General features: G+C 51.0%; 12 protein-coding genes. 8 read left to right on the forward strand and 4 right to left on the reverse strand.

Annotated features, from left to right (window positions below; all coding sequences use genetic code 11):
* The first annotated feature begins 15 nt into the window (after positions 1-15).
* The 5 genes from recN to AC2D8L_RS01935 all read left to right on the forward strand — a co-directional run bounded on the left by recN (position 16) and on the right by AC2D8L_RS01935 (position 5848).
* Positions 16-1689: a DNA repair protein RecN gene (gene recN, locus AC2D8L_RS01915; RefSeq protein WP_484683764.1), complete on the forward strand. Its 1674-nt coding sequence runs from the start codon at positions 16-18 to the stop codon at positions 1687-1689.
* Positions 1686-3794, forward strand: a complete 2109-nt coding sequence (gene ligA / locus AC2D8L_RS01920) for an NAD-dependent DNA ligase LigA (RefSeq protein ID WP_484683765.1) — start codon at positions 1686-1688, stop codon at positions 3792-3794. Before recN ends, ligA begins: the two co-directional genes overlap by 4 nt.
* Before the next feature lie 81 nt (positions 3795-3875).
* A complete protein-coding gene (locus AC2D8L_RS01925) occupies positions 3876-4733 on the forward strand; it encodes a helix-turn-helix domain-containing protein (protein ID WP_484683766.1) in 858 nt (285 codons plus the stop codon).
* A gap of 72 nt (positions 4734-4805) precedes the next feature.
* Complete coding sequence (locus AC2D8L_RS01930) at positions 4806-5525, forward strand: AzlC family ABC transporter permease (protein WP_484683767.1); 720 nt, start codon at positions 4806-4808, stop codon at positions 5523-5525.
* 2 nt (positions 5526-5527) lie between these two features.
* Complete coding sequence (locus AC2D8L_RS01935; RefSeq protein ID WP_484683768.1) at positions 5528-5848, forward strand: AzlD family protein; 321 nt, start codon at positions 5528-5530, stop codon at positions 5846-5848.
* Here the strand turns inward: AC2D8L_RS01935 and chrA are convergent.
* Positions 5845-7032, reverse strand: a complete 1188-nt coding sequence (chrA, locus tag AC2D8L_RS01940; RefSeq protein ID WP_484683769.1) for a chromate efflux transporter — start codon at positions 7030-7032, stop codon at positions 5845-5847. The two genes, AC2D8L_RS01935 and chrA, sit on opposite strands and share 4 nt — an antisense overlap.
* A 38-nt stretch (positions 7033-7070) precedes the next feature.
* A complete protein-coding gene (locus AC2D8L_RS01945; protein ID WP_484683770.1) occupies positions 7071-8900 on the reverse strand; it encodes an aminopeptidase P family protein in 1830 nt (609 codons plus the stop codon).
* Between the two features lie 167 nt (positions 8901-9067).
* Between AC2D8L_RS01945 and AC2D8L_RS01950 the strand changes: the two genes are divergently transcribed.
* Both AC2D8L_RS01950 and AC2D8L_RS01955 read left to right on the forward strand, forming a co-directional pair.
* Positions 9068-9211, forward strand: coding sequence for a hypothetical protein (locus AC2D8L_RS01950; RefSeq protein WP_435667378.1), 144 nt, complete (start codon positions 9068-9070; stop codon positions 9209-9211).
* A 36-nt stretch (positions 9212-9247) separates the two neighbouring features.
* Positions 9248-9394: a hypothetical protein gene (locus AC2D8L_RS01955; RefSeq protein ID WP_484683771.1), complete on the forward strand. Its 147-nt coding sequence runs from the start codon at positions 9248-9250 to the stop codon at positions 9392-9394.
* Positions 9395-9403: 9 nt separating this feature from the next.
* On the opposite strand, the gene AC2D8L_RS01960 is transcribed toward AC2D8L_RS01955, so the two are convergent.
* The gene (locus AC2D8L_RS01960) at positions 9404-10273 is read right to left on the reverse strand and encodes a 50S ribosomal protein L11 methyltransferase (protein ID WP_484683772.1); all 870 of its coding nucleotides are present in this window, start codon (positions 10271-10273) and stop codon (positions 9404-9406) included.
* Between the two features lie 125 nt (positions 10274-10398).
* Between AC2D8L_RS01960 and AC2D8L_RS01965 the strand changes: the two genes are divergently transcribed.
* Positions 10399-10851, forward strand: a complete 453-nt coding sequence (locus AC2D8L_RS01965; RefSeq protein WP_484683773.1) for a DUF5680 domain-containing protein — start codon at positions 10399-10401, stop codon at positions 10849-10851.
* Here the strand turns inward: AC2D8L_RS01965 and AC2D8L_RS01970 are convergent, their stop codons facing one another.
* Complete coding sequence (locus AC2D8L_RS01970) at positions 10852-13188, reverse strand: ATP-dependent helicase (RefSeq protein ID WP_484683774.1); 2337 nt, start codon at positions 13186-13188, stop codon at positions 10852-10854.
* Between the last annotated feature and the right edge of the window lie 91 nt (positions 13189-13279).

The raw sequence follows: 13279 nt of genomic DNA on the forward strand, positions 1-13279 counted from the left end.
GATGGATTCCGTGGCATGCTAAGTGCCATTTCAATTCGCAATATTGTTCTAATAGATCAGCTCGATCTTATGCTTGATCGCGGCATGACCGCGCTCACCGGTGAGACCGGTGCAGGTAAATCAATTCTGCTTGATTCTTTATCCCTTGCACTTGGTGGCCGGGGCGATGCGTCGCTCGTGCGCAAGAATTGCGGGCACGGGCAAGTCGTGGCCGTGCTAAATTTGCCCCACGATCATTTGGTACGCAATCTGTTGCGCGAAAACGAGATTGAGGATGACGACGAAGTCATACTGCGTCGTGTGCAATATGCTGATGGCCGCACCCGTGGCTTTATCAATGATCAACCTGTCTCTGCGAAGTTCATGCGCCAGCTAGGCGTGCATCTTATAGAAATTCATGGTCAGCATGATGATCGTGCACTGGTTGACCCAAATACCCACCGGACATTGTTGGACGCCTTTGGTGACTGCCAGCCAGCCCTAAATGGGGTTGGCATCAGCTACAAAGCGTTGGGTGAGGCACAAAATGCGCTTAACCGGCAGGAAGCAAAACTAAACAAAGCGCAGGAAGACGAAGATTTTGCGCGGCATGTAATTGCAGAACTTGCAGAACTCAACACTGAAGCGGGTGAGGAAGAAGAACTCTCCACCTGTCGCCAAAGCCTGATGGCTCTTGAAAAAGCTGCCGATGAGGTGCGCGATGCTGATCAGGTTCTGAATGGGCCAAATGCCGCCTCCAGTGCGCTCGCTGGGTTAATGCGGCAATTGATGCGCAAGGGCGAAAGCGATGGCAATCTCTTTACGCCGCTCGTTGAGAGCCTAGATGCATCGCTGATTGCGCTTGATCGAAGTTCTGAGGCGCTTGAAGAGATCAAGCGACAGATGGACTTTGACCCGTTAGAACTTGAGCGCACAGAGGAACGCTTGTTTGCGCTTCGTGCTGCAGCGCGAAAACATCAGGTGTCTTGCGACGAGCTACCCGAACTGTTGGCAAAATATGAGCAAGCTATAGCTGACCTTGAAAAAGGCGGAGATGATTTAACCGCCCTACAAGAGGCTTTAGATAAAGCACGCGCACATTATCAAAACACGGCGAAAAAACTCTCAGACCAACGCGCAAAGGCGTCAATCGCCCTTGTGAAAGCAGTGGAAGCCGAACTACCAGACCTCAAGCTTGGGCAAGCCCGGTTTATCGTTGATCACCAAATCGACGAATCTCGAGAAAGTGCCAATGGGTTTGATGTACTTGAGTTCCATGTGCAAACTAATCCGGGCACCCATCCGGGTCCGATGATGAAGGTTGCATCCGGCGGCGAACTGTCGCGTTTCCTTTTGGCGCTAAAGGTGGTGCTTGCGGATAAGGGTTCAGCGCCAGTTCTAATCTTCGATGAAATTGACACCGGGGTTGGTGGCGCTGTTGCGGACGCTATCGGCAAGCGTTTGGCGCGATTGTCGGCCAAGGTGCAAGTGCTTTCTGTCACCCATGCGCCCCAAGTCGCGGCAAGGGCCACGAAACATTTGCTGATTGAAAAGCAAGTGATTGCTGAAGGCAGCTTAACCCGAACCCATGTGGCTGAGCTGGACGACAAAAGCAGACGCGAAGAAGTCGCGCGGATGTTGGCGGGATCCACCATAACTGAAGAAGCGCGGGCAGCAGCGCACCGCTTGATTGATGAGGTATCAGCGTGACGGACCCAAAACCTGTCGCGGCTTTGACTGAAGACGAAGCCCGGAATGAACTCGCCTTACTCGCTGGTGAAATTGCAAAGCATGACGCCGCTTATCATCAAAAGGATGCGCCCGAAGTCAGCGACGCTGAATATGATTCTTTGCGACGCCGCAATGAAGCTATTGAAACAGCGTTTCCAAAACTGATCCGTGATGACAGCCCAACCAAACGCGTCGGATTTGCCGTGGCAGATGGCTTCTCCAAAGTCACGCATCGTGTGCCAATGCTATCGTTGGGCAATGCGTTTTCGGATGATGACCTATCTGACTTTGTGGGCCGGGCACAAAAGTTCTTTTCTAAAGATGAGGGCCTCAAGCTTTCGTTCACGGCAGAACCCAAAATTGATGGCTTGTCCGCAAGTCTTCGTTATGAAAATGGCGTGTTTGTGCAAGGCGCAACTCGGGGTGATGGGACAGAAGGTGAGGACATCACCGAGAACCTCAAAACGATCAAAGATATTCCGCAAAAGCTTGTCGGAGATGATGTTCCTGACGTGTTTGAAGTGCGGGGCGAAGTTTATATGTCCCATGCTGACTTTGAGGCGCTGAACAAGAAGTTGGAAGAAGAGGGCAAACAAACCTACGTCAATCCGCGTAATACGGCAGCCGGGTCTTTAAGGCAGTTAGATTCCAACATCACCGCCAGTCGAAACCTCAAATTCTTTGCCTATGCTTGGGGCGACAATTCCGCGATGCCAAGCGACACCCAAATGGGTGTTGTGGAAGCATTTGAGCGTTGGGGTTTTAAAGTAAACACCTTGATGAAGCGCGTTGATAGCGTTGAAGAAATGGTGGCGCACCACAGCTTGATTGGCGAACAACGGGCGACGCTTGGCTACGATATTGACGGGGTTGTTTTTAAGCTTGATCGCCTCGACTTGCAGGCGCGATGGGGATTTGTGGCGCGTGCGCCGCGCTGGGCAATAGCGTTTAAGTTCCCGGCCGAACAAGCAACGACCATTCTGGAAGATATTGAAATTCAAGTGGGCCGCACGGGCGCGTTGACCCCAGTTGCCAAATTGAAGCCGGTTACTGTTGGCGGCGTCGTTGTGTCTAACGCCACGCTGCACAATGAAGATGAAATTGAACGCAAGGGCATATTGATTGGCGACATGGTGACAATCCAGCGGGCAGGGGACGTGATCCCGCAAGTGCTTGGCCCGGTGTTGGATAAACGCCCAGCCGATGCGTATGCATTTGAGTTTCCTACCCATTGCCCGATTTGCAATTCTCCTGCCGAGCGGGAGTTGAACGAGAAAACGGGTAAGCTCGATGTGGTGCGGCGTTGTACTGGCGAACTGATTTGCCCTGCGCAAGCGGTGAACCAGCTAAAGCACTTCGTTTCCCGTGATGCGTTGGATATTGATGGGTTGGGATCAAAGCAAATCGCCGCCTTTTATGAAGAAGGGCGCGTGAAGTTCGCCGCTGATATTTTCACGCTGCGTGATCGGGATGCTGAGGCTTTTAAAAAGCTCAAGGACCAAGAGGGCTGGGGCGCGACGTCTGTGCGTAAGCTGTTTGATGCAATTGATGAGTGTCGTGCGCCTGAGTTGGACAAATTCATTTTTGCCTTGGGCATTCGCCATGTGGGCAGCACAACGGCCGCGATGTTCGCGAAGAATTTTGGCACTTTCGAAAATTTCATGCAGGCTTGCATCAATGCGGGATCTGGCGACACAGCGGCGCGCGAGAATCTTTTAACCATTGATGGAATTGGCGAAACCGTAGTTCAATCCGTCGTTGGCTTTTTTGCAAATGAGCAAAATTTGGACGCTATGAACGCATTGTTGGACCAAGTGATACCTGTCGAATATGTGGTTGCGTCGGATGGCGATAGTCCGGTTGCAGGTAAGATCGTCGTGTTCACCGGTTCATTGGAACAGATGTCACGTTCAGAAGCCAAAGCAATGGCTGAGCGGCTTGGCGCGAAAGTTTCTGGCTCTGTTTCAGCCAAAACGGATTTGTTGGTTGCTGGACCAGGCGCCGGTTCAAAACTGAAAAAAGCGCAAGATCTGGGTGTTGAAACCATGGATGAAGACGGTTGGTTTGATCTCGTGGGGCGCTAACCCCAGATCTCAACTCAGTCGAAATGTGCAATTTTATCCAAGACGAATTTAGTTTAGTCGTCTAATCTTTTGATCATGGAGATGATTGCGCAAAAAGATGCTGTGAGCAGCGAACTATCTAGCGGAGAACGGGCCAAGTTTTGGCGCGAAGAAAGCTATGACAGTTTGGAATGTTTGAAGGCCACATTTTTGCGCCACGAATTTTCTCCACACACCCACGACACGTTTGTGATTGGTGCCGTTGTTTCTGGTTATCAACTCCATAAACTAAAGGGGTCAGAATCAGTTGGCGGGCCAGGTTCGGTCTTTATGCTTAATCCCGAGGATGTGCATGATGGGCGGCCCTTGGAGATGGGCTATAGCTACCGGATGTTTTATCCTTCCGTCAAACTGATGGATGAGATTGCAGCAGATTTGCCCGGCATTCGCCAATCAGGGTCACTGTTCTTTCGGGATTTGATGTTGAATGACGCTCAAATTGCTAAGGCGCTTATCGATACCCACGACATTCTTGAATGCAGTCCCGATCAGTTGGAAAAAGACGATGCAATTTTCAACTCATTTGGCGCGCTAATCGACAAGTATGGTAGTTGGTCTACCCACATTTTGGAGAAGCGCGAACCCAAGGCTATCGAACTTGTTTGCGAATACATGCATGCGCATTTTGGTGATGATCTAAATCTGGAAATGTTGGCGAATATTGCGGGCATGAGCCGGGCATATTTTGTGCGGGTGTTCAGGAAACACATGAACCAAACCCCACATTCTTATCTCACCGACATCCGCATTCGTTTTGCCCGAAAAATGCTGCATGAAGGCGGAGACCCGATGAATGTAGCGATAGATTGTGGGTTCTTTGATCAGTCACACCTCAATCGACAATTTAAGCGGCGAATTGGCATCACGCCGGGTGCATATAAAGATATGCGTGCGCACTAGCCATTCTGGCGCACCTTTGTCCAAGCGAACATCCAAATAGTTACTATAGCGTCGACGCTGTAGGGGAGAATTATGAGTATATCTGAAACCAGCCAATCATCTCGCGGCGATTTTTATGATGGGCTTAAGGCAATTGCACCATTGGTTGTTGCAGCGTTTCCAATTGCATTGGTCTTTGGTGCGCTTGCTGCGCAGAAAGGGCTTACGCCGTTTGAAACCATGTTGATGAGCGGCATTGTATTTGCCGGCGGCTCACAGTTTGTTGCAATCGATTTTTGGTCAACGCCTGTGCCTTGGGTAGCGATTACCATCAGCGCGCTGCTGGTGAATATTCGACATATTTTGATGAGCGCGTCGCTTGGCAGCAAAACGCGAGAAATGGGGTTTGGCAAACAACTGATTGCTTTTGGTTTGTTGGCCGACGAGGTGTGGGCTTTGTCTGAACACCGTGCCCGTAAAGAAGGAACCAGCTTTGCCTTCATGATAGGGCTTGCCTTACCCTTTTATACCAATTGGGTCGTCATGACTGGCGTCGGGGCTAGCCTTGGCGCGTTGCTGGCAGATTTGGACCCTGCCAAATGGGGCTTGGACTTTGCCTTCCCCGCTATTTTTATTGGCCTGATCATGGGATTTTGGCAAGGCAAAAAAACCGGGATGATTTTGGCGGCAAGTGGACTTAGTGCGATTGCTTGCAAGGCACTAGTTCCGGGCGCTTGGTATATCGCCGCTGGCGCCGCAGCCGGTGTACTAGTGGCGGCGCTTCTTGCTGACCCTGAAGCCGAGGGGGTGTAGAGATGCAGTCTTTTTTTCAAACAGACCCCGCCGTACTGCTCGCCATTCTTGGGATGGGCATCGCCACTTACTTGACCCGTATTGCTGGCCTTGTTTTGGTGCGTTTTGTTGATCTCCGTGGACGTACGCGGGCGGCGCTTGAGGCAGTGCCTGTAGCTGTTTTGATGTCCGTCATCGCGCCAACGGTGCTGGCCACCGGCGTTGCAGAAACCGCGGCTGCGATTGTGACCATGTTGGCGGCAACTCGATTGCCATTGCTTGGGGTTGTAGTGGTCGGCGTGGTGAGCGCTGCGGCATTTCGGGCAGTGCTTGGGGAAATTTAGAACAAGCCAAACAGACTACCTGCAATTGCACCAAGTATCACAACAATCCATGGTGGCATTTTCCATATGGTGAGTAACAAGAACGCTGCACCTGCTAAAGCAAAGTCACTCGCGGAAAGAATGGCACTTTGCCAAATTGGGGCATAAAACGCAGCAGCGAGCAGTCCAACAACGGCAGCGTTTGCCCCAGCCAGCACCGAGCGTGCTTTGCTTGCCGTCCGCAATTGCTGCCAATAGGGCATGATGGCGTAGACCAGCAAGAAGCCCGGCAGGAAAATTGCGGTAGTGGCGATTAGTGCATTGGTGAAAGCCAAGGGGATTGGTGCACTTGCGGCACCTAAGAATGCGGCGAAGCTGAATATGGGGCCAGGCATGGCTTGCGTGATGCCATAGCCCGCGAGGAAAATATCTTTGTTGACCAATCCATTGCCAACAATCTCTGCCTCCAGCAGCGGCAATACTACGTGTCCGCCGCCAAATACCAATGCGCCCGCCCGATAGAAGCGATCAAACAGCGCGATGCCGTCGCTCTGCATCATTTGGGCGAAAACGGGCAATCCCAGCAGCAGAACGATGAATAGGAGAAACGAAAATTGGGCCGTCGGTTTGGCGATTTTGATTGGGTCGGGTTTTGGGATCTCGGTTTTATCTCGGGATGAGATTAACGCTGCGCCGATTGCCGCACCGAGCAAAATCGCACCAACTTGGCTAAACGGCCCGGCGATGAAAGTGACAATGAGGAGGGCGATAATGGCAATAGTCGCTGTTACCTTTGTGTTGCACAGTGACGTTGCCATGCCCATCACCGCTTGCGCGACAACAGCAGTTGCGACAATCTTTAGACCATGGATCATTCCAACGCCGAACAGGCCTGTCAGCGTGTCTGTGTAGAGTGCGAACAGCACCAAAGCCAAGACAGATGGCATGGTGAACGCGGTGAAGGCCGCTATGCCGCCCGCAATGCCGCCGCGTTGCAAGCCTAAAGCAAAACCAACTTGCGAGCTGGACGGGCCGGGGAGAAACTGGCAAAGCCCTACTAGGTCGGCATATTCCGCCTCGGTCAACCAATTGCGCTTCTGCACAAATTCAGCGTGGAAAAAACTCATATGCGCAACCGGGCCCCCAAAAGAGGTGAGGCCGAGTTTGCCAAATGCTGCAAGTATCTCAAATATTGGGCGCGACATTTGCTAGATGATCCTAATTTAAACGCCGCGCGATCAATTTAGATTGGTTTTGTTGCACTGGCCAACCAAGACTTTGCTTTATCGTCCAATTGTGACGCTGCCATCTCAAAACACTTTTGGTGATACTCATTCAACCAAGAAATCTCGGATGCGGTCATTAAGGCCTTGTCGATCAAGCGCGTATCAATGGGTGTGAAGGTGATTGTTTCAAACGCGAAATAAGGTGTCTCATCTGTGCTGTGTTCACTTTCAACGACAACAAGAAGATTTTCGATGCGAATGCCATATTCACCTTCAACATAATAACCGGGCTCATTTGATATGATGTTGCCCAGTTCAAATGGCGCTGTGTTGCGTTTCGAAACGCCAATCGGTCCTTCATGCACGCTCAAAAATGCGCCGACGCCGTGGCCGGTGCCATGGTCAAAGTCCAAGCCTTCAGCCCAAAGAAACTGCCGAGCCAAAACATCCAGTTGAATGCCAGACGTTCCCTTCGGAAAGTTGGCCAAACTAAGCGCGATCATGCCTTTCAGGACAAGAGTAAAGTGGCGCTTTTGCTCTGCGGTTGCAGAGCCGGTGAACATAGTGCGGGTGATGTCTGTTGTGCCGTCAAGATATTGGCCGCCGCTATCCACCAACATCAATTCACCCGGGACCAGTTTTCGATCTGAACTTTCGGTGACGCGATAGTGGCACATCGCGCCGTTCGCGCCTGAGCCGGAAATGGTTTCAAAGCTGATATCGACGAAGGAATTTGCATTGCGGCGAATTTGCTCGAGATGTTTCACAATGCCAATTTCGGTCAATTCGCCCTTGGGGGCTTCCTCGTCTACCCATGCTAAGAACTTCGCCATGGCTACAGAATCAAGCCGTTGGGCAGATTTCATGCCCTCAACTTCCACCGCATTTTTGCGTGATTTTGTGAGCAACACGGGGTCAGACTCTTGAACCAGTTTGCCCTCCGATTTCAGCACGATATTTGACAGCTTGGACGGGCAGGTATTGCCATCCAGCCAAATGGTTTTGCCATGGCTGAGTGCGGCTAGATCTGTTGCGAGTTCTGAAGTTGGGTGAAGCGAGATGGGGTCACCGAGTTCAGTTTTGAGCAGGTCTGTGATTTTTTCTGGTTGCACATAGAGCTTTGCAACGCCGGACTGCTCGATAATTGCAAAACCTAAAGTAACAGGTGTGTTGGGAATGTCTGAGCCGCGAATATTGAACAGCCAGCAAAAGCTTTCTGGCAGTGTCAGCACGATGGCGTCGGCACCGCGTTCTTTGACTTGGCCAGCAAGCTCTGCGATTTTATCGGCGGCAGATTTACCTGTTTGCTCAATTGGTAATGTGAATATCTTGTCAGTTGGCGGCGTTGGCCGGCCGCTCCAAACCTGATCAACCAAATTGTCGCATTCAACCAACTCAATGTCGCTCTCAGAAAGCGCCTTGCGAAGCGCCTTTATGGCGTTTGGGGTGTGCAGCCAACCATCGAATCCGACTTTGCTCCCGGCAGATAGTGCGTCGGTGAGCCAAGCAGAAGCGGCATTTGGCTTCATCTCGATAACTTCTACGACGTCGGTATCGGTTTGGGCGGGGGCTTGAATTGTATATCTGCCATCAACACAAAGGGCTGCCCGATCGTCAGTTACAATTGCGTAGCCTGCTGAGCCGGTAAAACTTGTCATGTAGGCAAGGCGCTCGTCGCCCGCGGGCACCGACTCGCCCCGATGGGCATCATCTCGCGGAACGAGAAACGCATCGACTTGAGCGTCCGCCATCGCCTTGCGCAAAGCGATCAGCCGAGGCGCAACAGTTGCCGGGTCTGTTTTGTCGTCGAAATGCTGCAATTGCGTTGTGCTGTCATTATTGAACATGCGGAAATTACCTTTTGAATGCTGTATGGCATACCTAAAACGCATGGCTGTGGTGCGCGTTCAGGGCTACCTAAATTTTTTTACTGCGCTACATTGATTTCACAAATTCAAAAAAGCAACCCCACAATTTGTGGACCCACATGTGTGGGAAGTGAAGGAGTTTTGAAATGACACAATCAGCTGGATTTTTCCGTAGTGTTGTTGATGCGATGATATCTTCTCGCACGTTGAAAGCCGAACGCCAGGTTGCTCAGTTTTTGAAGACGCAGGGACATGATGCGATCAACAATGATCGTATGAACGGATTTTGATTTAGGCGCTAACGCCGCACTTTTGGGATGATGAAAATGGCTAAAACTGGTTTCTTTCGCAACGTAATGGACGCAATTGTTACTTCGCGCAGCAAGCATGCGGAACGCGAAGTTGCACGCTTTGTTGAAACACACGGCTATCGCAACTTGTTGAACGAGCAACGTTCAAACGGCGGCATCTAAGACTTCGTCTTAAGCCTCACGTTGCAATCTAAGGATTGTCCAATCGCCCTTTTCGACGCGTTCGAGAAGGGCGATTTTGTTTGTTTTGTAGGCTTCAATCACCGTATCTGCCTGTCGCGTGAGTAGACCCGCCAATATGACAATGCCGCCTTGGGTCGTGTGCTTGGCGATGTCTGGCGCAAGCTCGACCAGCGGGCCAGCCAAAATGTTGGCGAGCACCAGGTCAAATGGGCCTTTTTGCTCAAATATGGAATGATCCATTCCTGTTGAAACAGCCGTTTCAATTTGATCAGCAACATGATTGTCCGTTGCATTTTCTAGGGCAACCTCGATTGCCTTCTTGTCGATGTCGGTCGCAAGAATTGTTTGTTCAAACCGTTTCGCCGCAGCAATGGCGAGAATGCCGCTCCCGGTTCCCAAATCCAAAATATTGGTGGGTATTTTGCCTGAATTTGCGACGGTAGAAATGGCTTGAAGGCAGCCGGTCGTCGTTTCATGGTGGCCGGTACCAAAGGCTTGCCCGGCGTCGATCTTGATCGCAATTTTGTCTACGGGAATTGGCGTCTCATCGTGACTGCCATGCACGAAGAACTCTCCCGTATCAATGGCGCTCAATCCTTCTAGGGAGTGGGCGACCCAATCCTTATCCGGCACCTGCTGAAGGGTGAATTTCACGTCGCCTTTCAAAACAGTTTTTGCCAGCGCGTTGAAGCGTTCAACATCTGGTTTGTGATCGCAGGTTGCTTCAAACACCCAATCGCCATCAGCATTTTCAAATGCAGATGTTGACAAAGCCAATCCATATTCCTCCATCACCGCGTCCGCGAGGGCGAACGCATCTTGTTTGGACATTGGGACGGTAATTTGCTCAAGGGTCATCAAAAGGCTCCTAATTTAGCTCGGTTATGAATTATTGGATCTGTTTGGTCAATTTAATTGCTGACAAATAATAAGGCTCTATTTATGTTGTTCCTTGTTTGTTCTTGTGAATGAGAGTCGGATTTATGGAACTGGAAAAGCTTATTGTAGAGGCGAAAGCACACACATATGTATCAGGTGGATCAGCGAGTGCCTCAACGCGGCTGAAATCACATGATTTGAGCTATGAAAATGGGGATTGGTCTTATTTGGACAGCTATTTTGGTGGCACTGATTTTGTTGGGCAGGAAACTGTTTGGCACAAGGGCGAGCCTGCTTGGTCAATGTGTTATTATGGGCAAATCTTGAGACCAGACTTGATCGATGCTGAACGTGCTGGCGAAACAATTTTGGCTGCGTTAAGCGAAATGTATGCACAGGGACGTTTTCTGGGTGGATTTGATTGGTCAGGACCGCATGGAAACTATGTCGATAATTCGACCGGAGACGTTTCATCTTTTCAAGGCAAAGAGATCATTCGCGTTGGTGATGTCGTCGCATATCAGCTTCAATATTTCGGCGGCCTCATCAAGGCCTAGTTAAGCGCGTTTGATGAAGCTTTCGAGTACCTTTTTTCGACCGACTGACGGAAAATCAATCGTTAGCTTATTGCCGTCCACGCTTGCGACAACGCCCTCACCGAACTTGAGGTGCAAGGCTTTGTCGCCTTGACTGAATGAAGACGACGAAGAATGGGTGGTCGATCCGGAACGGGCGACCATCTCACCTTCTATCGTTGGGCCTCTGTCATAGGCGCGTGCTTTGTGCTGTTTTTGGGCACGTTGCCACCCCGGGGTTTCATAAACACTGTCGAATGGGTCGCTATTGTCAAACTTTGAAGCGGTGTTGCGCCCACCATAATTGTATCCGCCATAGCTTGAGCCTGTGTCTTTGACTTCCACTGCGTCGGCGGGCAATTCGTCCAAAAAGCGAGATGGCAGCGCGGTTTGCCACAGCCCATGAATACGGCGGTTTTGTGCGACGGTGAGCTTGGCGCGTTTTTTGGCGCGGGTGATACCGACATAGGCGAGGCGGCGCTCTTCCTCCAATCCGGTTTTTCCGCTTTCATCAAGCGAACGCTGGTGTGGGAAAAGCCCTTCTTCCCAGCCTGGCAGAAACACGGTGTCGAATTCCAAGCCTTTGGCGGCGTGCAAGGTCATAATGGACACAGCATCGTCCGCGCCATCACCGGAATCGCGTTCCATCACCAACGAGACGTGTTCTAGGAACCCACCTAATGTTTCAAACTCTTCCATAGAGCGGACGAGTTCTTTCAGGTTTTCCAGCCGTCCCGGCGCGTCGGCCGAACGGTCATTTTGCCACATTTGAGTGTAGCCGCTTTCGTCCAAAATGGCTTCTGCGACTTCAGCGTGGGGCAGATTTTTCAACCGTGACGCCCAATCATCAAATTGGGAAATGAGAAACCGCAAGGTGGAACGTTGCTTGGGCTTCAGCTCGTCTGTTTCAATTAAGTCCCGCGTCGCTTGGATTAGTGGAATATTGGCGGCTCTTGCAGCGTCGTGCAACAAGCGAACTGTTGCGTCGCCTAGCCCACGTTTTGGCACATTGACGATGCGTTCAAATGCTAAATCATCTGCCTGTTGCGTTGTCGCACGTAGATAGGCAAGGGCGTCGCGAATTTCTTTGCGTTCATAAAAGCGCGGTCCGCCGATCACCCGATAACTGAGGCCGAGTTTGATGAAGCGCTCCTCAAATTCACGCATCTGGAACGACGCACGTACCAAAATCGCCATTGAATTCAGATGATGACCTTGGCGTTGAAATTGCTCAATTTCTTCACCTATCGTGCGGGCTTCTTCTTCAGAATCCCAAACTGAGGTCACTGAAACAGGGTCACCTTCTTCACCTACATCTGTTTGTAGGGTTTTGCCCAAACGGTCTTCATTGTGCGAAATGAGGTGTGATGCGGCGCGCAAGATTTTTGAAGTTGAACGGTAGTTGCGTTCCAGTCGGATAACTTTCGCGCCCGGAAAATCTTTCTCAAAGCGCAAAATATTGTCGACCTCGGCACCGCGCCAGCCATAAATGGACTGGTCGTCATCGCCAACAACACAAACGTTTGAGTTGCCTTGTGCAAGCAGGCGCAGCCACAAATATTGGGCGACGTTTGTATCTTGATACTCGTCCACCAGCATATATTTGAAGCGCTTGTGATATTCTTGCAGAACGCTTGGATTGTCTTTCAAGACACGTATACATTCGAGCAATAGATCGCCAAAATCTGCAGCATTGAGTGTTTTCAGCCGTGCTTGATAGGCTGCGTATAGCTTTGCGCCTTTGCCATCGGCAAACGCACCAGCATCTGACATGTCTAACTGTTTGGGTTGCAGGCCCTTATTCTTCCAGCCATCAATCATGTGGGCGAGTTGGCGGGCGGGCCAGCGTTTCTCGTCGACATTTTCAGCTTGCAGCAATTGTTTGAGCAGCCTGATCTGATCGTCAGTATCAAGAATGGTGAAGTCCGATTTAAGACCGACAAGTTCGGCATGACGGCGTAAAATTTTTGCGCCAATCGAGTGGAATGTACCAAGCCACGGCATGCCTTCAACCGAACCGCCCACGAACTTGGCGATCCGCTCTTTCATCTCGCGGGCCGCTTTGTTGGTGAACGTCACCGCCAATATCTCATGGCCCCGCGCGCGGCGAGTTGCCAAAATGTGTGCAATGCGGGTGGTCAACACCCGTGTCTTGCCTGTGCCAGCACCTGCTAGCACCAACAGCGCACCATCAATTGATTCTACGGCGTCACGTTGCTCTTCATTTAGGCCCTCTAGATAACGGGGAGCAGAGCCGCCAAATTGGGACGTAATTGGGCCGGGTTGTGAACTTGGTGCTTTGCCAGGTCTTGCTATCATTACGCGCGCTCGAATCTTGTTTTGTTCTTTATAGGACACAAGCAAATAATTGTATATGCAACGCACCAAGTGAAGTTGCGCCCTCAATAGT

The sequence above is a fragment of the Maritalea sp. YIW29 genome (genome assembly GCF_057219265.1).